17 protein-coding genes are annotated in these 24,963 nt (G+C 68.1%); 11 read left to right on the top strand and 6 right to left on the bottom strand.

The features are described 5' to 3' along the window. Positions 1-284: 284 nt before the first annotated feature. Entirely contained in the window at positions 285-3,074 is a 2,790-nt protein-coding gene (locus ASD86_RS11290; RefSeq protein ID WP_056110386.1) for a TonB-dependent receptor, read from the bottom strand. A 644-nt stretch (positions 3,075-3,718) separates the two neighbouring features. Between ASD86_RS11290 and ASD86_RS11295 the strand changes: the two genes are divergently transcribed. Continuing rightward, complete coding sequence (locus ASD86_RS11295; RefSeq protein WP_056110389.1) at positions 3,719-5,713, top strand: outer membrane protein assembly factor; 1,995 nt, start codon at positions 3,719-3,721, stop codon at positions 5,711-5,713. Between the two features lie 30 nt (positions 5,714-5,743). Beyond that, a complete protein-coding gene (locus tag ASD86_RS11300; RefSeq protein ID WP_082578265.1) occupies positions 5,744-9,634 on the top strand; it encodes a translocation/assembly module TamB domain-containing protein in 3,891 nt (1,296 codons plus the stop codon). A gap of 137 nt (positions 9,635-9,771) precedes the next feature. Here the strand turns inward: ASD86_RS11300 and ASD86_RS26675 are convergent, their stop codons facing one another. Continuing rightward, positions 9,772-10,206, bottom strand: coding sequence for a hypothetical protein (locus ASD86_RS26675; RefSeq protein WP_157476508.1), 435 nt, complete (start codon positions 10,204-10,206; stop codon positions 9,772-9,774). Positions 10,207-10,254: 48 nt separating this feature from the next. On the opposite strand from ASD86_RS26675, the gene ASD86_RS11305 reads away from it, so the two are divergent. Together ASD86_RS11305 and ASD86_RS11310 are read left to right on the top strand one after the other, a co-directional pair. Continuing rightward, positions 10,255-12,432 carry a M66 family metalloprotease gene (locus ASD86_RS11305; RefSeq protein WP_056110391.1) on the top strand — a complete coding sequence of 726 codons (2,178 nt, stop codon included), beginning with the start codon at positions 10,255-10,257 and terminating at the stop codon, positions 12,430-12,432. A gap of 150 nt (positions 12,433-12,582) precedes the next feature. Beyond that, positions 12,583-13,125 carry a DinB family protein gene (locus ASD86_RS11310; RefSeq protein WP_056110392.1) on the top strand — a complete coding sequence of 181 codons (543 nt, stop codon included), beginning with the start codon at positions 12,583-12,585 and terminating at the stop codon, positions 13,123-13,125. A 29-nt stretch (positions 13,126-13,154) separates the two neighbouring features. Here the strand turns inward: ASD86_RS11310 and ASD86_RS11315 are convergent, their stop codons facing one another. From ASD86_RS11315 to mutM, 3 genes are all read right to left on the bottom strand, one after another. After that, positions 13,155-15,980, bottom strand: a complete 2,826-nt coding sequence (locus ASD86_RS11315) for a serine/threonine-protein kinase (protein ID WP_056110394.1) — start codon at positions 15,978-15,980, stop codon at positions 13,155-13,157. A 137-nt stretch (positions 15,981-16,117) separates the two neighbouring features. Beyond that, positions 16,118-16,690 carry an ECF-type sigma factor gene (locus ASD86_RS11320; RefSeq protein ID WP_036107887.1) on the bottom strand — a complete coding sequence of 191 codons (573 nt, stop codon included), beginning with the start codon at positions 16,688-16,690 and terminating at the stop codon, positions 16,118-16,120. 386 nt (positions 16,691-17,076) lie between these two features. Then, positions 17,077-17,889 carry a bifunctional DNA-formamidopyrimidine glycosylase/DNA-(apurinic or apyrimidinic site) lyase gene (gene mutM, locus ASD86_RS11325; protein WP_056110396.1) on the bottom strand — a complete coding sequence of 271 codons (813 nt, stop codon included), beginning with the start codon at positions 17,887-17,889 and terminating at the stop codon, positions 17,077-17,079. Positions 17,890-17,960: 71 nt separating this feature from the next. On the opposite strand from mutM, the gene ASD86_RS11330 reads away from it, so the two are divergent. The 5 genes from ASD86_RS11330 (at position 17,961) to ASD86_RS11345 (ending at position 22,570) form a co-directional block, all read left to right on the top strand. Continuing rightward, a complete protein-coding gene (locus ASD86_RS11330) occupies positions 17,961-18,929 on the top strand; it encodes a CHAD domain-containing protein (protein WP_056110398.1) in 969 nt (322 codons plus the stop codon). Positions 18,930-19,238: 309 nt separating this feature from the next. After that, the gene (locus tag ASD86_RS11335) at positions 19,239-20,444 is read left to right on the top strand and encodes a fatty acid desaturase (RefSeq protein WP_056110400.1); all 1,206 of its coding nucleotides are present in this window, start codon (positions 19,239-19,241) and stop codon (positions 20,442-20,444) included. A gap of 421 nt (positions 20,445-20,865) precedes the next feature. Next, positions 20,866-21,033, top strand: coding sequence for a hypothetical protein (locus ASD86_RS26680; RefSeq protein WP_157476510.1), 168 nt, complete (start codon positions 20,866-20,868; stop codon positions 21,031-21,033). 240 nt (positions 21,034-21,273) lie between these two features. Beyond that, positions 21,274-21,612: a hypothetical protein gene (locus tag ASD86_RS11340; RefSeq protein WP_056110402.1), complete on the top strand. Its 339-nt coding sequence runs from the start codon at positions 21,274-21,276 to the stop codon at positions 21,610-21,612. Between the two features lie 151 nt (positions 21,613-21,763). After that, entirely contained in the window at positions 21,764-22,570 is an 807-nt protein-coding gene (locus ASD86_RS11345) for a kanamycin nucleotidyltransferase C-terminal domain-containing protein (RefSeq protein ID WP_162253655.1), read from the top strand. Positions 22,571-22,644: 74 nt separating this feature from the next. Here the strand turns inward: ASD86_RS11345 and ASD86_RS11350 are convergent, their stop codons facing one another. After that, a complete protein-coding gene (locus tag ASD86_RS11350) occupies positions 22,645-23,067 on the bottom strand; it encodes a hypothetical protein (protein WP_056110406.1) in 423 nt (140 codons plus the stop codon). 123 nt (positions 23,068-23,190) lie between these two features. Here ASD86_RS11350 and ASD86_RS27245 point away from each other — a divergent pair, with 123 nt between their 5' ends. Then, positions 23,191-24,189, top strand: a complete 999-nt coding sequence (locus ASD86_RS27245; RefSeq protein ID WP_056110408.1) for a hypothetical protein — start codon at positions 23,191-23,193, stop codon at positions 24,187-24,189. Continuing rightward, positions 24,186-24,929 (top strand): ABC transporter ATP-binding protein, encoded by a 744-nt coding sequence (locus ASD86_RS11360; protein ID WP_056110410.1) that lies wholly within the window; start codon positions 24,186-24,188, stop codon positions 24,927-24,929. The genes ASD86_RS27245 and ASD86_RS11360 overlap by 4 nt, the downstream gene beginning before the upstream one ends. The last annotated feature ends 34 nt before the right edge of the window (positions 24,930-24,963 follow it).

Below are 24,963 nucleotides of genomic sequence, written 5' to 3' on the forward strand. Positions count from 1 at the left end.
CACACGGGACATCCATGTCCCGGAGGCGCACGGCGTGCATCCTGCACGCCGCCCTTCGGGTGTGCTGTTGCTAACGCGAGATCCAAGCGTCGCAGCGCTGGATGAACTGCGCGGCCTCAGGCCAAAGCCAAAGCCAAAGCCAAAGCCAAGGCTAAAGCTAAAATCAAAGCCAGCGGCCGAGACAGGGGCACGCCAAAGCCAGGGACAGGCCACCGCCAGCGCCAGAGCAAAAAAGGCCGGCTTTCGCCGGCCTTTTCCGTAATCGACGCTGCGAAGCGAGAGACTTACTGCGCCCCCGCCCCAAACCGCCAATTCACCTCGACCATGAACGACCGGCCATAGATGTTGTAATTGAAATTATTGAAATACGGATACGCCGTATACGTCTCGTCGCGATCAGGCATCTTGTTGAACAGATTGTTGACCGTGAAACTCAACGAAACGTCATCGCCGAACTCGTAGCTCGTGCTGCCATTGAAGGTCACGTACGGCTTCATCCGTCCACCGCCGTCGGTCGAATAGCCGGCCGGGTCGATCTGCGAAGCGTAATTCGGTGTGCGGCCGTAACGCGTTCCGTACAGCGTGGTCGTCCACGGACCCTTCATCCAGCTCAGCGAGGCGCTGCCGATGCTGTGGAACTCCGAGGAATAGAACGGATCGCGCAGGTAGTCGATGACCGGGTCGCCCGGGTACTGCTGGTTTTCGTGCTTGAGGGTGACGTTGTAGTTCGCGCCCAGGGCGAAGTTGCCCCAACGCTCGGTCTCCCAGCGGTAGTTGAGCTTGGCGGTCAGGCCCTGCACCTCTTCCTTCGACACGTTGATCGGGTTGGTGCGCACGCTGTCGAGCTGGAACGGCACCGGCGCGTCGGCCGGCAGGCGGGTGATGCGCGCCAATGCGTCCACGCAGCTGGGCGAGGCGATGTCGAGCTGGCCCTGGCGGCAGGCCGATTCGGTGCGCAACACCGCGTCGATGTTGAGATCGTTGACCTCGTCGTCGATCTTGATGTTGTAGTAATCCACGCTGACATCGAAGTTGCCGCTCGGCGCCCACATGATGCCCGCGCCCCACGACTTGGCGGTGATCGACTTGAGGTCCTTCGCACCGCTGCGCTGGCCCGAGACCGATTCACCGTTGTAGGTGCAGTTGCCGATGCTTTCGCCGGGTTCCTCGGTGGCGCAGCGGTAGTAGTCGACCACGCTGGTGAAGTAGCCGCTGTCGCCGGCGAACACGTAGGCCATGTCGGGGGCCTTGAACGCGGTCGCGTAGTTGGCGCGCAGCAGCAACGAGGACACCGGCCGGTATTCCAGGCCGATCTTGTAGGTGCCGTCGGAGTCCGAACCGGCGCCGACGTTTTTGTACTTGTCGTAACGGCCCGACAGGCTCGCGGTCAACTGGCTGAAGATCGGCACGCGGAATTCGACGCCGATCGCCTGGTTGCGGCGCTTGCCTTGGCCCTGGGTGCCGGTGAGGCCGAAGAAATCTCCGTTGACCACGCGCGGGTCGGTCGGGTTCTTCCAAGATTGTTCGCCGGCCTGCAGCACCGCGGCGAAACCGACCGCGCCGGCGGGCAGGTTGAACAGCTCGGTGTTGGTCAGCTGCAGATTGAGGTTCTGGGTCCAGGTCTCGGACTTGGTGTGGATGACGTCGGAGATGCTGGCGTACTCGGCCGGCGTCAACGGCCGGTAGAAGCCGCTGTCGTCGCTGGGCGCGTACACCGGGTACGGGCCGACGCGGTCGATCACAGGGCCGAGGAAGCGCTGTTCGAAGAACGCATCGCTGGCCGCGCCGAGCAGCCACAACTGCTTGCTGTCGACGGTGTACTGCGAACGTCCGAAGTAGGCGTCGTAGTTCCAGGCCGAATCGCCGATGCCGCCGCGCGAACCCAGGGCCAGATTGTAGGAATCGCTGGTCTGGCGCTCGTTGTTGGCGTCGACGTCGCCGGTTTCCTCCGGCGAAAAAATGCGCTGGTAGGTTTCGAACTGGCCGCTGACATCGTTGAGGAACAGGCCGTTGGTGGCTTCGGCGGTGGTCCAGATGCGGGTGCCGGGATTGGCTTCGGACTTGTTGCGGCCGATCAGCAGCGTGCCGTACAGCTCGGTCTTGTCGTTGAGCGCGTAGCTGGCGTTGAGGTAGCCGCTGATGTCGCGCTTGCGGTTCATGACCGTGGCGTAGCCGACGTCTTCGCGGCTGCCGCAGTAGTAGCCGCGGTTGGGGCGGAAGTCGCGGATGATGGTGCCGTTGAACAGATTGCCGAGGCTGGCGCAGGTCGCCGCGCCCGGGTCGATGTATTCGTTGGGCGACACGTCGGCGTTGATGTGGACGAAGTTGCGGGTGGCGTAGCGCGCTTCGGGATCGGGGTTGTCGCTGGTCGAATCGATGCGCTTGCGGTCGTAGCCGTAGATCGGGTCCTGCATGCTGTATTGCAGGCCGTAGGTCAGGTTAAGTTCGCCGAAGCTCTTGCCGCCGATCAGCTGCAATCGCGTGCTTTCGCCGCCGCCCTGGTCGTAACCGCCGAAGCGCAGGTTGAGGTGGGTGCCGTCGATGCGCTTTTTCAGGATGATGTTGACCACGCCGGCGATCGCGCTGGAGCCGTAGATCGCCGACTGGTTGCCCGGGGCGATGTCGATGCGCTCGACCATCGCGGTGGGAATGCTGGCCAGGTCGGTGAAGTTGCTCTGGCCGTTGTACAGCAGCGGGTAGTCGGCCATCGGCCGGCCGTCGATCAGCACCAGGGTGAAGCCCGGGTCCAGGCCGAGCAGGCTGATGGGTTCGGCGTTGGTGGTGAAGCCGCCGATGAACTGGGAGTCCTGGACCGCGCCGGTCGCCAGCGGCTGCGAACGCAGCACGTCGTAGACGTCCTTGAAGCCCTGGCGCTTGATGTTCTCGGCGCTGATCGAAATCACCGGCGTGGCGGTTTCGATTTCGGTGCGCGGGATCAGCGAACCGGTCACGGTGACCTTGTCGATCTCGGTCGGCGCCGGGCTCGGCGCGGGATCCTGAGCATGGGCGGGCGAAGCGATCAACGCGGCGCCGAGCGCGGCGTGGACGGCGGTGGCTAGCAAGTGTCGATGCATGTTGTGGGTTCCTCGATTTTTACGGCGCCGCTTGTGTGTTACGCGGCTTACGGGGGATTGCCTTGAGGGAGACGCGCTGTCGCCGCGCATGAAAAAAAGCACGAAACGCGCGAAGACCAGTCGTGGACTGGCGCATGCGCGTGGCGATGAAACGAGATTCCCTGCGCCGAAACTACGGCGTGCGCGCGCATCGATGCAATACGCGGCGATGCCTTGGCGAGCGGGTTCGCAATCCAGGCACATCGGTTCGCATCGCGCTCGCGGCGGCGCGGCGAAATGCAGAATTCGGACTATCGAAATCGCGATCGTTTACTGCGACGCGATTCACTTTTAATCGACGCAAATGTCGGCGATGAAAAGTGGCGCGGGCGCGCATGCGTGATAGGCGCTCGTGATGCTGCAACGGGTGCGCTTATCGACCACTCCGACCACCCGCGCAGGGGCGGCCGGCCGAATGGGGGCGGTGAGACCGCGGTCGGCGCGGTTTGTGCGCGAATTTGCGCGACGCGGGCGTCCTGGCGGCGGCTCGATCGCTGGCGGGGTCGAGCACGTCACGCGCCGTTAACGCGGAAAATCGGCTAAACCCTCACTATCACCGGGAAAATCCGTAAGCAATACAAGTCCTTGCCGGTTATCCTTCACGCATGCCAGTCATTTTTCGTCTCGCCTTCGCCGCCGTTTCCAGCTTTGCCATCGCTGGGGCGGCGCAAGCCGCTCAGGTGAGCAAGGTGGAGATTCATGGCCTCGACGAGGCCATGACCCAGAACGTCCGCGTGTCCTTGTCGCTGGTCGATACGATCGGCAAGGACGTGTCCGGGCGTCGCCTGGGCTATTTGCTGCGCGAGGCCGAGAACGAGGCGCGCGAGGCGCTGGAGCCGTTCGGCTACTACTCGCCGACGATCAAGGTCGAGGATTCGCGCGGCACCCGCCGGGTCTCGGTCAGCGAGGGCGCCGACCCGAATGCGCCGGCCGAGGGCGATCGTTCCGCCGCCGACGTGGGCGCCGCGACCGACACCGGCGCCGATGCGCGCCCCGCCGGCAACGCGGCCGCCAGCGACACCGCCGCGGATCGAACCGCAACGACACCCGTCGACGCATCCACGCAGGCCGCGCCGGCGCGCGCCGCGTCGCCGCCGATCACCGTGACCCTCACCATCGACAAGGGCGAACCGGTCAAGGTGCGCCGCTCCGATGTCGCCATCCTCGGCGCCGGCAGCGACGACCGCTACCTTAAGCAGGACCTGGCCGCGTTCAAGCCCGGCCCGGATCAGGTGTTCGAGCACGCGGCCTATGAGGCGAGCAAGACCAAGATCAGCCGGCGACTGGCGGAACGCGGTTACTTCGATGCGGATTTCACTTCGCGCCGGGTGGCGGTGACGCGCGCCGAACACGCCGCCGATATCGATCTTGTGTGGACCAGCGGCCAGCGTTACGACATGGGCCCGATCACCTTCGAGCAGACGCCCAAGCGGATCATCCGCGACAGCCTGCTCGAACGGCTGGTGTACTGGGAGCAGGGCAGCTACTACCACCAGCGCAAGCTCGATACGTTTCGCGAGTCGCTGGCGCGGCTGGATTATTTCGCCAGCATCGACATCGAACCGCAGCCGGATCAGGCGGTCGACGGCCAGGTGCCGGTCAAGGTCACCCTGACTCCGGCCAAGCGCAGCATCTACACCGCCGGCCTGAGCTACGGCACCGACAGCGGCGCCGGCGTGCGCCTGGGCGTGGAGCGGCGTTACCTCAACGACCGCGGCCACAAGGCGCTGGCGCAGGTCGATTTCGCCCAGCGTCGCAAGACGGCGACCTTGCAATACCGCATTCCCGCGTTCGCCTGGCTCGACGGCTGGTACACCTTCAGCCTGCAGGGCACCGACGAGCAGACCGACTACATCGATTCGCGCCGGGTCGAACTGGTCGCCAGCCGCAGCGGCAAGATCAACCAGCACTGGACCGCGACCGCGTCGCTGCACGGCCTGCGCGAGCGCTGGGCTTATGCCGACGAGGACGACAACGATCCGACCACGCCGGTCGACTATCGCACCGCGACCTTTCTGTATCCGTCGTTGCGCGCGGAGTACGTCGACGCCGACGACCGCCTGTATCCGCGCAATGGCATCAGCGCCACCGGCATGCTGCGCGGCGGTCTCGAGGGCGCCGGTTCCGATGCGAATTTCCTCCAGGCCCACCTGACCGCGCGCTGGTACAAGGGGCTGGGCGCGCGCAGCCGTCTGATCACCCGCGGCGAACTCGGCCACACCTTCACCGATGCGCTGGTCGCGCTGCCGCCATCGCTGCGCTTCTACGCCGGCGGCGACCGCAGCGTGCGCGGTTACGAGTGGCGCGAAGTGGGGCCGCGCATTCCCGCGATCCCGGGCCGCAAGGCGTTCGCGCTCGGCGCGAAGAACGTGGTCACCGGCAGCGTGGAATACGAGCAGTACTTCAACGACAGCTGGGGCGGCGCGGTGTTCGTCGACAGCGGCAGCGCCTTCGACGACAGCCCGGACATGCGCACCGGCGTCGGTGTCGGCGTGCGCTGGCGCTCGCCGGTCGGGCCGTTGCGGGTCGACATCGCGCGCGGCCTGGACGATCCGGATTCGGGTTTCCAGCTCTACATCAACATCGGCGCCGATCTGTAATCCCCGCGGCCAGGACGACCACGCAACGACATGAGCGATACGCCGAAAACCCCAGAGGAACTGCGCCTTGAAGCGCTGATCGAACGGCGTCGCCGTCGTCGCGCCGCGGCCAAGCGCTGGGCCTGGCGAAGCAGCCTGGCGGCCGGCGTGCTGACCTTGCTGGCCGCGTTCGCGATCTATTGGCTGATCTCCACCGTCGCCGGCCGCGACGTGCTGCTCGCGCAGATCGTCGCGCGACTGCCGGCCGATTCAACCTTCACCTGGAAATCCGCCGAAGGTCCGGTGTCCGGCCCGCTGACCCTGCGCGATGTGCGCTTCGCCTACAAGGACACGGTGTTCACCGCGCAGCGCATCTATCTGGAACCGGCGCTGCGTCCGCTGCTCGGACGCAAGTTGCGCGTGGATGCATTGCAGGTCGACAACGCGACGTTGTCGATCGCCAAGAGCGATGAACCGTTCGAACTGCCGCGCTGGCCCGAAGTGCTGCCGCAGATCGAGCCGCCGCTGGCGCTGCAGGCCGACGACGTGCGCATCGACGGCTTCAAGCTCAGCCAGGGCGGCGAGCAGTTGATCGACGTGCGGCGTCTGCGCGCGGGGCTGGATGCGCAGTCGGGCAAGCTGCATGTCGAAAAACTCGACGCCGACACCGACCGCGGCCATTTCACCCTGCACGGCGATTACGAGCCGCGCAACGACTTCAAGACCGACCTGCTCGCCACCGCGGTGTTGCCGAGCGCGCCCGGGCGCACGCCGCCGCGGCTGGGGCTGGTCGCGCGCGGCGATCTGTCGCGCATGGACGTGGCCGTGGCCGGCGCCGCGCCGGGGCCGGTGCGCGTCACCCTGACCCTGCGCGGCAAGGACGATCCGAACTGGAAGCTGCATGCGCGCAGCGACGCGCTCGATATCGGCCTGCTGACCTCCCCGCAGGCCACGCCCAGCGAAACGCCTATGGCCTTGCGTTTCGACGCGGCCGGCGTCGGCGGCAATGCCGACCTCAACGGCGAGTTCCGCCAGGGCGATCTCGACATCAAGGTGCTGCCGTCGAAGGTGTCGCTGAAGAATCAGGTGCTCGACGTGCAGCCGCTCGCGCTGCAATTGTTCGACGGCACCGCGACCTTGCGCGGCCATGCCGATTTCACCGATGCCGACAACGGCCAGTTCAAGTTCTCGATCAACGCGCGCGGCCTGACCTGGGGCGGCAAAGCCGCGCCGACCACGCTGAAGTCGGTGGCCAAACCCTCGCAGGTCGCGCAGACGCCGGACACGCCGGCGGTGACGCTCGAAAGCGCCGACCTCGGCTTCGCCGGCACGGTCAAGGCCTGGGCCGCGATCGGCACCGCGCGCCTGCTGCGCGACAAGCAAGCGGCGACGGTCGAGTTCGACGGCCGCGGCAACGATCAGCGCATGACCCTCAACACGCTCAAGGCGAAGATGCCGACCGGCGCGCTCGATGGTAGCGGCGAAGTCGCGTGGGCGCCGTCGCTGGGCTGGGATGTCAAGGCGACCTTGTCGGGTTTCGATCCGGGTTATTTCGCGCCGGAATTTAAGGGCGCGATCGACGGCAAGCTTGCCAGCACCGGCGCTACCCGCGCCGACGGCGGCCTGGAGATCAAGGCCAGCGCCGATCAACTCGGCGGGCGCCTGCGCGATCGTCCGCTCGGCGGACGCGGCAATTTCGTCATGCACGGCGCCGCCACCGGCAAGAGCGACGACGCGTTCGAAGGCGACGTGGCATTGAGCCTCGGCGGCAGCCGCATCGACGCCAAGGGCAAGTACGCGCAGGCCATCGACCTCGATGCCAAATTCGCGCCGCTGCAGCTCAACGATCTGTTGCCGAGTGCGGCGGGCAGCGTCAACGGCACGCTCAAGCTCAGCGGCTCGCGCAACGCGCCGAACATCGACGCCGACCTGAGCGGCAGCGGCTTGAAGTACGGCGACTACAAGGCCGCGAGTTTCAGCGCCAAGGGCCGTCTGCCGTGGCAGGGCCGTGGCGGCGAACTGGCCGTGCGCGCCAGCGAGATCGATGTGGGTCTCGCGTTGTCGTCGTTGAATGTCGATGCGCGCGGCGCGGTGGAATCGCTGCAGCTGCAGGCGCAGGCGCGCAGCGAGGTGGCCAACCTCGATCTGTCCGGCAACCTCGACAAGCGCGGCGCGACCTGGCAAGGCGCGCTGGCGTCGTTGCAGCTCGCGCCGAGCAAGGGCGCATCGTGGCGCCTGCAGCAGCCCGCGCAGTTCCGTTGGGACGGACGCAACGGCGCGCTGAGCAACGCGTGCCTGGCCTCGAGTAGCGGCGGGTCGTTGTGCGCGAGTGCGGATTGGCCGCGCCGCGGCGTCGATCTGAAAGGCCAGGGCCTGCCGTTGTTGCTCGCTCAGGCCTATCTGCCCGAACGCGCCGACAAGCGGCCGTGGGTGTTGCGCGGCGAGATCGCGCTCGACGGCGAATTGCGCCCGGTCGGCAATGGCTGGCGCGGTCAGTTCAATGTCAGTTCGGCTGGCGGCGGTCTGAAATTCAGCGAACGCGCGCGGCGCGAATTGCTGCGCTACAACGCGCTGTCGCTCAAGGCCAGTTTCGATCCGAACAAACTCAACGCCGAACTCAAGGCCGGCTTCAACGACGACGGCCGCATCGACGCCACCATCGCCACCGGCTGGGACGCGTTCGCGCCGCTGTCGGGCACGGTCGCGGTCGACACCGACGAACTGACCTGGGTCGAGTTGTTCTCGCCCGACATTGTCGAGCCCAAGGGCAAGCTCGAAGGCCGCATCACCTTGAGCGGCACGCGTTCGAAGCCGTTGCTCGGCGGTCAGGCGCGGTTGTCGCAATTCACCACCGAGGTGCCCTCGCTCGGCATCGTGCTGCAGGACGGCGACGTGCGCCTGGACGCGCAGCCCGACGGCAGCGCGCGCATCGCCGGCAGCCTGCGTTCGGGCGAAGGCACCTTGAACATCGACGGCAGCCTCGGCTGGCAGGGCGACGACACGCCGCTGGTGTTGAACCTGCGCGGCACCAACGTGCTCGCCTCCGACACCCGCGATCTGCGCGCGGTCGCCAACCCCGAGCTGACCGTGCGCTACGCCGCCAAGCAGCCCTTGAACGTGACCGGCAAGGTCACGATTCCGTCGGCGCGCATCGACTTGGAACGTCTGGACCAGGGCGTGTCGGTGTCCGAGGACGTGGTGGTGCTCGATCCGGTCGATCCGGAAGACACCGGCAGCTCGCCGCTGGAACTCGACCTGACTTTGGCGATCGGCGACGACGTCAAGCTCAACGGCTTCGGCCTGGAGGGCAAGCTCGGCGGACAGATGCGCGTGCGTTCGCGTCCGGGCCGCGAGATGACCGCGAACGGCGCGCTCAACATCGAAGGCCGCTATACCGCATACGGACAGAAGTTGCAGATCAGCCGCGGCAATCTCAACTGGAACAACGGGCCGGTGTCCGATCCGATCCTCGACGTGCGCGCCGAGCGCGAAGTCGGCGCGGTCAAGGCCGGCGTCGACATCAGCGGACGGGTCAGCTCGCCGCAGGTCAACGTCTGGTCCGATCCGGCCAGTTCGCAGTCCGAGGCCTTGGCGTATCTGGCGCTCGGCCGGCCGCTGTCGTCGGTCAGCGGCGACGAGAACAAGCAGCTCAACGCGGCCAGCGCGGCCTTGTCGGCCGGTGGCGGCCTGATCGCTTCGCAGCTCGGCGCCAAGATCGGCCTGGACGATGCCGGCGTGATGGAAAGCCGCGCGCTCGGCGGTTCGGTGCTCGGCGTCGGCAAGTATTTGTCGCCGCGTCTGTACGTCGGCTACGGCGTGTCCCTGCTCGGCACCGGCCAGGTGCTGACCTTGAAGTACCTGCTGCGCAAGGGCTTCGATATCGAGGTCGAGTCGAGCACGCTGGAGAATCGCGCGTCGATCAACTGGCGCAAGGAAAAATAAGCGCGCGTGCTCCTGGATCGGCGAGGTCGGTCATGAGCACGAACGTGGCCGGACCGTGGAGGTTGGCGATGCGACACCGGCGACAGGCCCGCGCGTTGACTGGGTGAAACGAAAGTTTGTTCAATCGTAATCTTTCGCTACGCGCAAGGCTTCGCGGTCTCGCGGGCATTCCGAATTTCGCGCAAATATGCGCGGCGCTCACGATTTAATCCGGCTCGGGCGAGTGCGCGCGCGATGGCTTCGCAGCCTTCGGATCGCGCGCGCCATGATTCGCCGCGTCGCTCGCTGAGTATCGCCATACAGCGACGTATTTCGTCGAGACTGTGCAGGTAATCACAGCTTGAACGCACATCGTCGCGTGCATCGCGCATGCATGCGTGACGCAGCGTGCTAGCGAATCCCGGCATGTGCGCGAGTGCGCGCGAGTCGCGCGTATCGCGAATGCCGCAATCGTGCGCGGATGCCGCGCGCAATGCGGCGACGCACCGTAATTGCATGCGTATGATGCCGTCCGCCGGATCGTGGGGAGACGATCGCGCTTCGCGGCGACGGCCACTACGCAGGATGCTCATTCGTTGTTCGCAGGCGCGTGCCGAGATCCGCGCCATGGGGGAGTCATCATGCAGACCATTCGCTACGCCAAGACCGTGTTGTGCCTGTCGATCGCGCTGACGCTGAGCGCGTGCGGCGGCGGAGGTGGTGGCGGCAACAAGGGCGGCGGAAATTCGCCGGGTCCGACCGCGCCTCCGACCGCACCGCCGACCACGCCTCCCACCACGCCGCCGACGAATCCGCCACCGGGCGCGTCGGCGCTGGAGATCGCCGGACTCGAACTGGCCCAGACCCACGTCGTGCCCGAAGCCGGGCTGAGCTGGACGCTGCGCGCGGCCAAGGAAAGCCTGCACGCCACGGGTGGACGCGAAACGCTCGCACTGCTGCGTCTGTCGGCCGACAACGCCGGCAATCCGCAATTGGAAGGCTGGGCCAACGGCGTCCAGCTCGGCACCTTGGCACTGGCCCAGTCGATTCCGCCCACCGAGGCCGGCGGCGCGGCATATCCGAACGCGCGCTACAGCGCGACCTTGCCGGCCGCGTGGCTGGTGCCGGGGCTGCAGTTGCGCGTGCGCGCCGACAATTACCGCGTCGGCGCCTTCCGCGCGCCCGTCGTCGGCGCCGACAGCCCGGTGACCCTGCGCGTATTGCCGTTCTATCTGTTCGGCGCCAACGAAACCAATTCCGTTCCGCTGTCGACCACCGGCGCGCCGGACGCCGGCACCGTCGGCGAGATCTTCGCCAAGTGGCCGGTGGCCAGCGTGGTCGCGCAAAACCATCCGGCCCAGCGGGTGGTGTGGTCGACGCTGTCGATCGCGCCGAGCGGCGGCAAGCCGGCCTATCTGGCGCATAACACCAACGAGGAGCAGGCCGGCTTCCAGATCCTGGGCGCGGCCTTGGATGTGCTCGGCGGCCTGTTGGCGGCCAATGGCGAATCGTCCGGTCCGGTCCAGTACTACGCGCCACTGATCCTGTTCAACGCCAGCGGCAAGATCACCGGCGCGGGCGGCGGACTGGGCTCGATAGGCGGCGACACCGGCACCGGCGATTACGCCTACACCGGCATCTTCATCCACGAACAGGGCCACGCGATGGGCCTGCCGCATCAGGGCGAGGCCTACAACGAGGGCAAGTACCCGTATCCGGCGGGCAGCTTGAACGGATCGGTCTGGGGCTACGACAGCACGCGCAAGGAATTCCTCGCGCCGTTCGTGCCGGCCACCGCCTCGCGCTATCGCACCTGCGCCGGCGATACCTTCAACGGCACGCCGCGTCAGATCGATGCGCAGGGCCGCTGCATCAAGCAGGACCCGATGCAGAGCGGCTCCGGCGATCAGGCCCGCGACTATCGCTTCGCGACCTTCTCCGACTACAGCACCGCGATGATGCAGCGTCATCTGGAGGGCACCACCAGCATCGACAGCAAGGGCGCGCGCGTCTATTCCGGCGGCAGCATCGTCGCCGACGCCGCCTTCCCCGGCGGTTACAAGCGCTGGGACACGATCGACCGGCGCTGGATCAACTTCGCGCCGAGCACCGAGAGCAACGGCCTGTACGGTTTCAATCAAGGCCTGCCGGAACGGCGCGACGTGCCGGTCCAGGGCATCGCGATCGCCTACAGCAACGCCGGCACCGCCGGGGTGTCGCAGATCTATCCGCCGATCGCGTATCGCGGCAACCTGCAGCGCTATGTCGATCCGTCCGATGCGGTGCAGCGAGCCAGCATCGTGCCGAACACCGGCACCTATGCCTGGTACTGCCAGAACGGCGGCTGCGACTACACCGTGCGGGTGACCTACGCCGACGGCAGCCTGCGTCACGTGGTGCTGCAGAACGGGTTCCGCCCGTGGTTCGGCGCCACCGCGGCGCCGCCGGCCAGCGCCAGCGATCCGAACAACGGCGACAGTTTCGTGACCTGGGTGATCAACGTGCCCGCCGACAAGGCGGTCACGCGGATCGAGTTGCTGGATACGCCCATGGTGTGGAACGGCTTGCCGGCCAAACCGACCGTGCTGCTGTCGCGCGAGGTGCCGACGGTGGGCGCGCGCGCGGCCGAAGCCGGCGCGATGGATGCCGCCTGCGTCGAGCTGGCGACGGTGGCGGTGCCGCGCACGGCCGCGCCGGAACCGCGTTGCGCCGCCACGCCGCGTCCGGTCCAGTTGCCGGTGGGGCAGGCGGCCGCGGAGCAGTCGGTCACCGCGCAACTCGGCCTGCGCTATCTGCTCGGCAAAATGTTCGGGCACTGATCGCGCGTGGTTGTCCGGCCGTGCCCTGTTCGCGATTTCGGCCAGGGCGCGGCCATCGGCATGCATCCATGGCGCGGTGTCGCCTACGGCACCGAGGGTCGTAGGCGCGGGCGGTTAAACTGACCGCGCCGAACGACAGGAACGTGGCGGATGAATCTGCGCGAACACGCGGTGTTGATGGCCGCCTACAACCGCTGGATGAACGAGCAGGTCTACGCCGCGGCCGCGCGTTTGCCGGCGGCGGCGATCGCCGAAGACCGTGGCGCGTTCTTCGGCTCCATCCTCGGCACGCTCAATCATCTGCTGATCGCCGATACGATCTGGCTGCATCGTTTCGCGACGCATCCCGCGGGTTTCGCCGCGCTGGAACCGATCCGGACGATGGCGCCGCCGCGCGACCTGCGCGCGACCCCGCATGAGGATCTGCCGTCGCTGCGCGCCGCGCGCGAACGACTCGACGGCGTCATCGACGCCTGGGTCGCCGAGCTCAGCGAGGCCGATCTGGATCACGTGCTCGCTTACGCCAACACCAAGGGCGTCGCGTCGCGGCGTCGCTTCGGCAGCCTGGTGATGCACTTCTTCAATCACCAGACCCATCACCGCGGCCAGGTCAGCACCTTGTTGACCCAGGCCGGAGTGGATGTCGGGGTGACCGACCTGCTGATGTTGATTCCCAGCCTGGATGGCGACTAAGCGAGCGTCGCGACCGATCGCGTCGGCGATTACTGCGCTATGCACGCCTCGCGGATCGCCTGCACTTCGCGACCCACCTCGCTGCCGTCGGGTCGCGCATCGTTGATCGCGCGCAGCAGGCCGTCGAGCTTGGCCCGCGCCTGACCGCGTTCGCCGCCGGCGCAGCGCGCCTGCGCGGCATAGGCCTGCGCGCGCCAGCCGAGTTTGCGCAGTTCCTCGTCGGTGGTCGGCAGGCCCGACAGCGAATCCAGTTGCGCCAGCGCGGCCGCGTCGCCGGCCTGGGCCTGGACGTGGGCCAGATCGAGCTCGACGTGGCGGGTGTGCGGATGGCGGTCGCCGTAATGCTTGCGGGTCAGGGTCAGCGCGTTGCTCAGGCGACTCAGCCCGCGCTTGCGTTCGCCCAGGGCGATATCGACATCGCCGAGCAGGCGATCGGTGTCGCCGACGAGGCCGCTGTCGACACCGAAGTGCTGCGCGCGCAGGCGGCGGCTTTCCTCGAGCAAGGGCTTGGCCTGCGCGTCGCGGCCGGCGGCGTGCAGCACCAGCGCCTGGTTGAACAACAAGTCGGCCAGCACGTCTGGCGCCGGTTGCTTGCGCGCGACCGCGACCGCGCGATCGAGTTCGCCCAAGGCCCGCTCCAGGTCGCCGCGTTCCCAGGCGATGATGCCCAGCGCGCTGTAGGTGCTGGCCAACTGGGGGTTGCCCGCGCCGAGCCGCTGCGTGAGCAGGCCGCGGATCAGTTCGAACTCGCTTTGCGCCTGGGCGAACTGGCCTTGATCGACATGCAGGCCGGCCAGCTGGCGGCGCACCGCGAGCGTGGCCGGATGCTGCGCGCCGTTGACTTCCAGGGCGATGGCCAAGGCATCGCGGGCGTCGCGTTCGGCGTCGTTGACTTGACCCAGCTCGCGTCGCAACGCGGCCAGGCTGCGGCCGATTTCGACCTGCAGCGGATGGCGGTCGCCGACGCTCTGCTGCAGGCGGCGACGCGCCTGTTCGAAGCCTTGCAGGGCTTCGCGGCTTTGCCCGGCATCGGCCTGCAGGCTGGCCAGGTCCATCAGGTTCTCGACTTCGCCGACGTCGGTGTTTTCCTGCATTTCGCGGCGCACCGCCAGCGAGCGCTCGAACAACTGGCGCGCGCCCTGGCGTTCGCCGTTGGCGCGCCGGCAGCGGCCCAGTTCGGAATAGAAATCGCTCGATTGCAACGGCAGCTGCGCTTGTTCGCGTCGGGCCAGCATCAGTTCGGGCTGCATCAATGCGGCGCAATCGCGCGGCTGGTTGAGCAGGCGCAGCACCTTGCCGCGCTGGGTCAGCGACTGCAGGCGCAGGCTATCGGGGATGTCGTCGGTGGAGGCCATGATCGTGGCCTGGCGTTCGAGCAAGGCGCGCGCTTCGCTGTAGTCGCCCAGGCCGGTGCGCATGCGCGCGATCACTCCGAACAACTCGGCGCGCGCGCGCGGCTGACGCGCGAGTTCGCGATTGCCGCGCGCGACCGAGGCATCGAGCAGGCCGCGCAGGTCCAGCGCTTCGCCCTCGGGCGTGCCGCGCGCGCTTTCGAACAGGCCGACCATGAAATCCTGCATGGCCTGCGCGCGCGCCGCTTCACCGACCGCTTCGCGCGCCTGCCAGGCGACGATGCCGAGCGCGGCGCTGAGCACCACCGCGACCAACGCCGCGGTCGCCAGCGCCCAGCGATGGCGGGCTACGTATTTGTTGAAGCGATAGCGCAGGCTCTGCGCGCGCGCGAGCACCGGACGGCCGGATTCGAACCGTTGCAGATCCAGCGACAGCGCTTCGACCGACGGATAGCGTTGCTCGGGCCGCTTGGCCAGGGTCTTGAGCACGATGTTGTCGAGATCGCCGGCCAGCTGGCGGCCGAGCCGGCGCAGCGACACCGGATCGATGTCGGCATCGTCGTTGTCGGCGTAACGCAATACCGCCTGCGAAGGCCGCAGCGGATCGGCGGCGAGGATCGCCTCTTCCCATTCGGCGTCGGTCTGGCGCTTGAGCCGATAAGGTTTGGAATCGGTCAGCAGTTCGTACAGCACCACGCCGAGCGAATACACGTCGGTCATGGTCGTGACCGGTTCGCCGCGCACCTGTTCGGGCGCGGCGTAGTGCAGGGTGAACGCGCGCGCGCCGGTGCGGGTCTGCTCGGGCAACGGCACGTCGCTGCTGTCGAGCAGCTTGGCGATGCCGAAGTCGAGCAGGCGCACGTCGCCGGCCGGGGTGACCATGATGTTGGACGGCTTGAGGTCGCGGTGAACGATCAGGTTGGCGTGGGCGTGGCTGACCGCGTCGCAGATCTGCTGGAACATGCGCAGGCGCTTGTCGAGCGGGGTGCGCTGATTGCGGCAGTAGTCGGTGATCGGCTCGCCTTCGACGTACTCCAGGGCGAGATACGGCAAGCCCTCGCGGGTCACGCCGGCGTCGAGCAGACGGGCGATGTGCGGATGGGCGAGGCGGGCGAGGATCTGGCGTTCGCGGGTAAAGCGGGTGCGCAGGTTGGTGTCGGCCAGGCCCGGCCGCAGCAGTTTCAATGCGACCCGGCGCTGGTACAGACCGTCGGCGCGCGAAGCCAGCCAGACCTGGCCCATGCCGCCTTCGCCGAGCAGGCTTTCCAGCCGATACGTGCCGACCTCGACACCGGGGCGCATGCCGACGTTCTGCGGCGGCACCAGCGGTTCGGCGAGGAAGTCTTCGTGGCCTTCTTCCAGGCCGATCAGTTCGCTCAGTTCGTCGGCCAGCGCGGGATCGTCGGCGCGCAGCTCGCGCAGGCGTTCGGCGCGCGCGCCCGGTTCGAGCTCGAGCAGGGCGTCGAGCAGCGGAGACAGGCGTTGCCAGCGCTCGGCGTCCATGCGCGATCAGGCCGCGACGCGCGGCGCGGCGAAAACTTGCGTGGCGGCGAAGCCGGCGATGAACTGGGCGGCGGCGTGCATGGCGATGCGCATGACGGCGGGGCGCGCGGCGCGAATCATCGGCGCGACCGCGGCCGTCAGCGGTTGGGCTCGTCCTGCAGCGAGGCCAGCAGGAACAAGCGGGCCTTCTGCCAGTCGCGGCGGATGCTGCGTTCGGAGCGTTGCAGGAGCGCGGCGATTTCCAGTTCCGACAGGCCGGCGAAATAGCGCAGTTCAACCACCTGGGCCAGACGCTGATCGACCTGGGCGAGTTTGGTCAGCGCGGTGTCGAGGCCCAGCGTGTCTTCGTCCAGGCGCAGGCCGCCTTCGACGTCTTCGGGCAATTCGGTGACCCGGTGCAGATCGCCGCCGCGCTTTTGCGCGAGCCGTTGACGGGCGTAATCGACCACCACGCTGCGCATGGCCGAGGCGGCGTAAGCGAAGAAATGCGCGCGATCGTCGAACTGCGCCTCGCGGCGACCGACCAGTTTGAGGTAGGCCTCGTGCACCAGCGCGGTCGCGTCCAGGGTCTGCCCGTGCTGGCCGGCCAACTGGCGCCGGGCCATCGTGTGCAGTTCCTGATACAGCGTCGCCAGCACGCGATCGAGCGCACCGCGATCGCCCTCGCGGGCGGCATCCAACAGGATGGTGATGTCAGCGCTATCGGCCATATACCCCTCGACTCCTTGCGACTATAGCGCGTTCATCTTCCCTTGGTAGCGACAGGCTTGGCACCAATCGCACCTGCGCCGGCTGGATTTTAGCGGTGTCGCCTGAAAGGCCCGGGCGCAGAAAATACCCCCTCACGCTAACGCGCGTGGTCGCATTCGGATGACAGGCCGGTTGAGCGGCATCGGCGGGAGTGGCGGGCGCTGCCGGATCGGCGCGGCGAGATCGCGAACCGCGAGCGCGCGCCCCGGCGCGGGCGAGGCTCGCGTCGGCCACGTCTGTTCGCGAAGGCGATGGCCGCGCCCGCGAAACGCGGACGCATCAACGCCCGCCATGCGCGCCCGCGATTTCGAATCGCCTCGAATTCAGCGGCCGCGCCGCCAGGCGATCAACGCTGGCAATGCCCGCACCACACCGTCGTGCGCTGGCCGATGCTGGCCTGCTTGAGCGGCCGGCCGCAGCGCGGGCACGGTTCGCCGCCGCGTCCGTAGGCCGCCAGTTCCTGTTCGAAATAGCCCGGCGCGCCGTCGGGGCTGATGAAGTCGCGCAAGGTCGTGCCGCCGCGCTGGATCGCGTAGCCCAGGATGGTCTTGATCGATTCGGCCAGTTGCACGTAGCGCTCGCGCGCGACCTTGCCGGCGGCGCGCAACGGCGACACGCCGGCGGCGAACAAGGCTTCGGCCGCGTAAATGTTGCCGACGCCGACCACGACTTTCTGATCCATCAAAAAAGTTTTCACCGGCGCCTTGCGGCCGCGGCTGAGTTCGAACAGATAGTCGCCGTCGAAGTCGTCCGACAGCGGCTCCGGGCCGAGCTCGCGCAGCAACTCGTGGGTCTCGCCCGGCGCTTGCCACAGCAGGCAGCCGAAGCGGCGCGGGTCGTTGAAGCGCAGCACGTGATCGGAATCGAGCAACAGGTCAACGTGGTCGTGCGCGCGCACCGGCGTGTCGGCCGGCAACACCCGCAGGCTGCCGGACATGCCCAGGTGCAGCAGCGCGCTGCCGGCGGCGGTGTCGAGCAACAGGTACTTGGCGCGGCGGCGCACCGCGTCGATGCGTTGGCCGGGCAGGGTGTCTTCGATCGCCAAAGGAATCGGCCAGCGCAGGTCGGGCCGGCGCAGGATCGCGGTGACCACGCGGCGGCCTTCCAGGTGCGGGGCGAGCCCGCGTCGGGTGGTTTCGACTTCAGGTAATTCAGGCATGTGCCCAGCGTACTATCCCGGTCAAGGCCCCGCGCCGTTGCGGGCGGGCCTCCATTCCGGGAGTCCGTGCGATGCCGCAGGCGAGCGAATCCGAGGAGGCCGCCACCGGGGCGCGATCCGGGCCGCGTTCGGGGCCGGACTTCGGTTCGGACTTCGGGCACGAACCGCGGCGCGCCGCGGCCGGAGCCACTGACGCCGGCGGCGATCCGGCATCGGCCAGCGACGCTGCGCCACGCCCGCCCGGCCTGCGCTTGCGGGCCTTCGCCACCCACGAACTCGATCAGGCCCTCGATGCGCTGGGCTGGCGCGGCAGCCGCATTCACGCCGGCGTCCATCTGGCGCGCAAGAACCTGCGCCGCGCCCGCGCGACCCTGGCCCTGGGCGGGCCGGCGCTGGGGCCGGGCGCGGCCTTGATCGATCGCGAACTGCGCAAGCTCAACGACGGTCTGTCGGCCTTGCGCGATGCGCATGCGCTGGTCGAAACCTTCGATCGCCTGCTGCGCCACCACAGCGATGCCGAGATCCGCGCATTGCTCTCGCGCACACGGCGGCGCGCGGCGACCGCGCGCGCGCAGGCCGCGCGTGAGGCGCGCATCGACGACCCGGACCTGGGCGCGCGCCGCTCGCTGTTGCGGGTGCTGCGCGCCGGTCTGCGCGCCTTGCCCTGGGCCGGCCTGCAGCCCGAGCACTGGCGCGAAGCGGTCGTGGTCAGCCTGGCGCGGGTCGCGCGCGCGGCCGAAAACGCGCGCCGCAGCGGCGACGACGAGGACTGGCACGGCTGGCGCCGACGCGCGCGCCGCCTGTCGCAGCAGCAGCGCGCCTTGAAGACGGCCAAGCTCGGCCGCGATGCGCCGAAGTTCGACAAGCACCAGATCGAACGCCTCGGCGAGGCGCAGGACCTCAACCTGCTGCTGGATCACTGCGGCAAGCGCTCGCTGTTCGGCAAGCAGGACCGGACGGCGTTGCGGCGGTTCGCCCAGGCCGAACTGGCGAAGTCGCGGGTGCGGATCGCCGGCGGCGGGGGCGGCGGCACGGACTGAGGCTCGCTTCGTCGGAAGGGTTTTCAGCCCCGCCCGAACGCGGCCCCGGGCAAGGCTCGAAGCGTCCTGGTACCACCCCGATCACCCTGAACCGCTCAGCCGTGCCCGCTGCGCGCCGGCTTGCCCGTTGGAATCCACGACCCCATCACAAACGCCTGTGCAGGACCTGCGGCCGTACCGGCGCGAACGGTGGGCGAGAGGTGGCATGATCGACTGCACAACTGTCTTTTAATTGGTTCAAACTGTCCGCTGCCGGCCCCGTCGGTTCCACCGTCGGCCGCCGGACCCTCGCCGCTCCCGGAGTCCGCAATGCCCGCGTTCCTGATCGATTTCCTCGCCGGTGGCCTGATCCAGGCCAGCTTCTGGGAACTGGCCATCTATTTCCTGGTGGTGACCCAGCTGACGATCATGTCGGTAACCTTGTACCTGCACCGCTCGATGGCGCACCGCTCGGTCGACTTCCATCCGGCGTTGGCGCACGTGTTCCGGTTCTGGACCTGGCTCACCACCTCGATGATCACCAAGGAGTGGGCGGCGATCCATCGCAAGCACCACGCCAAGTGCGAGACCGAGGAAGACCCGCACAGCCCGCAGTTCAAGGGCATCGACACGGTGATGTGGCGCGGCGTTGAGCTGTACCGCGAAGCGCGCGCCGAGCGCGACGACATCGAGAAGTACGGCAAGGGCTGCCCGGACGACTGGATCGAACGCAAGCTCTACACCCCGCACGCGACCAAGGGCCCGGTGCTGTTGCTGCTGCTGAGCTTCGCCCTGTTCGGTTTCGCCGGCGTGGCGATCTGGGCGCTGCAGATGCTGTGGATTCCGTTCTGGGCCGCCGGCGTGGTCAACGGCCTGGGCCACTGGTGGGGCTATCGCAATTTCGAGACCACCGACACCGCGACCAACCTGACCCCGTGGGGCTTCTGGATCGGCGGCGAAGAACTGCACAACAACCACCACGCGTTCCCGAGCTCGGCCAAGTTCGCCCTGCGCAAGTGGGAATTCGACATCGGCTGGACCGTGATCCGCGGCCTGAGCGCGCTGCGCCTGGCCAAGGTGCTGCGCGTGGCGCCATCGCTGGACGTGCGACCGAACATCGCCATGCCCGACGGCGAAACCCTCAAGGCGCTGCTGGCGATCCGCTTCCAGGCCATGACCGACTATTACCGCAACGTCACCCTGCCGGCGCTGCGCGAGGAAGCCGGCCATGCCGGCGACCGCATGCGTTCGCTGCCGCGCCGTCTGCGCAAGGGCCTGGCCGACGGTGGCCGCTGGCTCGACGGCGACGCGCGCGCGCGTCTGCAGCACTGGATCGACGAGCGTCCGCGCATGGCCACCGTGGCCGATTTCCGCCAGCGCCTGGCGCAGGTGCTCGACGACCGTTCGCACGACGCCCAGGCCACTTTGGCGCGGCTGCACGCGTGGTGCGTGGAAGCCGAAGCCAGCGGCATTCAGGCGTTGCAGCAGTTCTCGGCGCGGCTCAAGGGCTACGCGCTCGCGCCGGCGCGTCACTGAGCGCGGCGACAAGCGGCAAACGAAAACCCGCGTAGCGATGCGCGGGTTTTTTATTGCGCGCGCGTTCGTGGCCGTGCATCGATCAATGCCGTGTCCGGATCGCGTCCGGCGCCATGATCGGCTTGCATGTGCAACGGCGCCGATTGCGGCGTGGCAGATGCGGGTGTAGCGTCGATATCGGCCATTGCCGCGCTCACTCCGCCGCGGCCACACGGAAGGTGCCACATGCACAAGGACATCGATGTCCGACCCGCTCGCCCGGCGTACGAAACGTATTCGATCGCGCCGCCATCGCCGCGCGGGATCCGTCGCGCCTCGCTCGCGCGCGAGCCCGCCGATAATTCAAGGACGATCCTTCGCCACCCCTGACGCGGCCGGCCAGGGACGGCAGCCGCGATCGATCAGCTCAATGGAGAGAGCCATGAACGTTCGTATCAAGCGCACCAAGCTGTTGCTGTTGGCCACGCTGTTCGCCGCGGGACTCGGATTCGGCGTCGCTCACGCCGACCGTCCGTATGCCGAAGGATGCTTGCCGAAGGCCGGCTGCGACTTCGGCGGCTACGAGTTCGGCTGCTGCGATCCCGAGTAAGGCCCCGCCTCGTTGCAATCCCCGCATGTCCGATGCCACCGGCCTCGGGCATGCGGGCTGGGTGCGCGTGGGTTGTCGCCGCGGGCGCGCGCAGCAACGACTGCGTTTCGAACGCGATCATCGACGCCGTGGATACGACTGGTCGTCCGCCACGTTGTGCCTGGCGCCTCGTCGCACCCACTTGCCTGCATTGCGCTACGGCCTCACCCTTCGCCGCAGGTCTTCCACGGTCCCGCGTTCATGTCGTATCGCCCGCTCGCCTTCGTTCTGTGCCTGTTGCCCGTCGCGGTCGCGGCCCAGGTCACCTCCACCGGCGACTACCTCTCGCGCATGGACGCCGATGGCGACGGCAAGATCTCGCTGATCGAGTACCAGGACTGGTTGAGCTACGCCTTCGACGCGATGGACGCCAATCACGATGGCGTGCTCGATGCGCAAGAGCAACCGCCGAACAGGCGCGGTCACCTCGCGCTGACCCGCGAGCAGCATCGCATGACCCTGGCCGAACGCTTCGGCAAGCAGGATCGCAATCGCGACGGCTGGCTCGACGCGCGCGAGCTCGCTTCGCCGCCGCAATGACCGCGCTCGCCTCGCATCCGCCGCGCGTGGCGACGGCGATGCGCGCGAATCGAGCGTATCGGCCTGTTTATCCGCACCCGGTCGCAATGCCCGGATCGCGCAATTGCCGCGTTCGTGCATCGCGTGGTACCTAGTCTTGATGGAATATGCCTTGCCCCGCGGCGAACTCGACACCTTGTTCGCCGGCCCCCAATCGGTCACCTGCGAACAACGCCGCGAACTGGTCGATGCGATCGTCGAGCAACTGCGCGAGCAGCACGGCGAGCGTCTGCTCGCGGTCGCGCTGTACGGTTCGACCGCCCGCGACGACGACGGTCCGTACTCGGACGTGGAGTTGTGGGCGGTGCTCGACGATGGCGCGTTCGGCATCGATTTCGATCAATCGCTGGAGTGGGTGCACGGCCGCGGTAAGGCCGAGGTCAATCTGTACTCGCGTACCGCGGTCGAGGACTACGCGCGCAGCGTCGAGGAAGACTGGGCGCTCAGCCACGGCCAGTTCGTGCATGCGCGCGCGCTGTGGATCGCGCCCGATCACGGCACCCTGGTCGAGACGCTGCGCGCGCTGGCCGCGCATCCCGAGGACGACGCGGTCAATCGCGCGCTGTCGGAGATCGTGGTCGGCGAGCTCTACGAATTGATCGGCAAGCTGCGCAATCGTTTCGCGCGCAAGCCGCTGACCCTGCTGGCCGCCGAATTCGCCCAGCACTTGGCGTGTCTGATCGGCCTGGCCGAGCGGCATGTGTTCGTGTCGGCCGGGACGATGTTCGACGAGGCCGCGGACCTGCCGGGACCGGACGGCGCGGCGGCGTTGTTCAAGCGGGTCAACGAAGGCGATCTGGGCGACGACATCGCGGTGAGCGCGGCGATCGAGCGGGCCTGGGCCGGGATCGAGGTCTGGGCCGGCGAGGTGTCGCTCGACGAGGCGCTGCGTCAGCGCTGCATCGCCGGCGCGCGCTGAGCATACCGATCTGAGTGGATGCGGCAGCGTCAGACCGAGCCGGCGCGACGGCCTCCGCGCGATGCGAGCGCGGCCTAGTCTGGCGGCAACTGCGGATACTCAGGCGGCCCGGCATCGGCCTGCTTCACGAACTCGAGCACGCGCCAACGCGCGATCACCTGGTTGCCGCGGAAGAACGGTTTAGGGTCGTCGAGGCGGGCGAGACTGGCGCTGGATTGGCCCGCGAACCATTCCACGAACGCACCGCGTTCGTCGAACACCCGCAGTGCCGGCTCATCGGGCCGGCCGTCGTAGATTTCCGCGTAGTAAAACCGGCCGTCCCGCCAGTACAGGCCCATGCCGCAGTAATCGCGATGGCTATACGCGAGCACCCAACCGGCTTGCAGGCCGCTGGCGACACGCTCGGCGAGATCGTGGCCGAACGGTTCGACATCCGTGGCGAGCTCTTGCTGCCGTTCGAGCCTGAACAACTCCTCCGGCAAGGGCGGTCTGGTCATGGACATCTCGTGCGTGGGGGGACAGTCGGACGGATGCTTGCAATGGGGCCGGCCGCTGTCAACGTGGCGATGCCGAGCGTGTAGTGTGCGAACCAGATTCCCGCACAACGGCGCACCCACCCCATGCGGCTCCGACTACACCCTTGGCTCAGCGAGGCCCGCATCGCCGCCGCGCGCGGCGGCGGCTGGCGGCGCAATCGCGGTGCGATCGGCTTATTGGCGTTGTCGATTCTGCTGCCGCTGGGCCTGCGCCTGTCCGGCAGCGAAGCGGCGATGTTGCCGGCCGCGGTGCCGCGTCTGATCGCGCAGCTGCCGTTGCCGTTCGCGCTGCTTGCGCTCGCCCTGGCCTATGCGCTCGCGCGCGGTCGTTTGATCGCGCTGGATGAGCGGCTGCGCCACGGTTGGTGGGCGGCCGCGCCGATCGCGCCGGCCGCCACCACCCGCACCCTGATCGTGCTCGCGTTCGCGGCGACCTTGCTGGCGATGCTGATCGCCGCCGCGGTGCTGATCGCGTTCGGCGGCGAGGCCGCGGCCGTGCGAAGCGCGTGCTGGATCGTCGCCGGCGGGCTCGGCCTCGGCGCGTCGTTCGGTTTGATCTCGGGCTTGCGCCATCGCCGTCATCCGCGTCATCGCTTGCGCGAAGGCGCGCGCCAGCCGCTGTTCGGCCTGCGCTGGCTCGACGATGCGCGCCTACCCCATCTGAGCGACTGGCAACGCCGCGAAGCCTTGCTGCGCTGGCGCCGCGGCGGGCATGCCTGGATGGTAGGCGCGGTGCTGGCGGCGCTGCCGAGTTCGACCGCGATCGCCGCCGGTCTGGGCGTGTTGCTGATCGCCGTCGCGATCGCATGGTTCAGTCTGGTTGTGCGCAGCTGCGTCGCCGCGACCGTCGCCGCCGACCGCTTGCTCGCCAGCACGCCGCGCGCGCCGCGGGCCTTCGCTCGCGCGGCCTGGCGCTATCCCGCGTTCGCCTTCGTCTGCGCGATGGCGCTGATGCTGCTCGGCGGCGCGCTGCTGTCGCTGAGCTGGCGCGCCGCGCCGGTATTGCTGGCGATCGTGCTGGTGTTGTCGCTGCCGGCGCTGTCCGGCCTGGGTCGCGTGCATCGATCCGTGTCGCCGCGATGAACTTCGTTCTCGAACTCGACAACTTGCAGCATCGCTACGACGAACACGCCGTGCTGCACGGCATCGACCTGCGCCTGCGCGGCGGCGAATTCGTCGCCCTGATCGGGCCGAACGGTTCGGGCAAGACCACCTTGCTGCATTGCCTGGCCGGCATCCAGCGGCCCAGCGCCGGCCGCGTGCTGATCGGCGGCCACGACATCGTGCGCGAGCCGCTGGCCGCGCGTCGGCAACTCGGCTTCGCGGTCGATCCGGCGCGCTTGCCGCCGTTGTTGAGCGGACGCGAATGCCTGCGGTTGTTCGCCGGCGCGCGCGGTTCCAATGAAATTCCCGCCGCCACGTTGGCCCTGGCCGAGACCCTGGGCTGCACCGCGATGCTCGATCGCCGCATCGGCCAATACTCGCTGGGCACGCGGCAGAAACTCGCGATCCTGCTGGGATTGCTCGGCGAACCGCTGTTGCTGGTGCTGGACGAACCGCTCAACGGGCTCGACCCGCTGAGCGCGTACGCGCTCAAGCATCACCTGCAACGGCTCGCCGCCGAGCGCGGCACCGCGGTGTTGCTGGCGACCCATTCGCTGGATGTGGCCGAGCGTTTCATCAATTGCGCGCTGCTGCTGATGGACGGGCGTTTGCGTCGCGAATGGCCGAGCGATGAGCTCGACGCGATCCGCAGCGATCCGGCGCGGTCGTTGGAGCAGTCGATGGTCGAGGCTTTGGCCGATCCCGATCCGCCGCGTTGATCGAAGTCCGACTGTAGAAGCGGCGCAAGCCGCG

The organism is Lysobacter sp. Root690, assembly GCF_001427785.1.
In the GTDB taxonomy this organism is placed as follows: Bacteria; Pseudomonadota; Gammaproteobacteria; order Xanthomonadales; family Xanthomonadaceae; genus Lysobacter.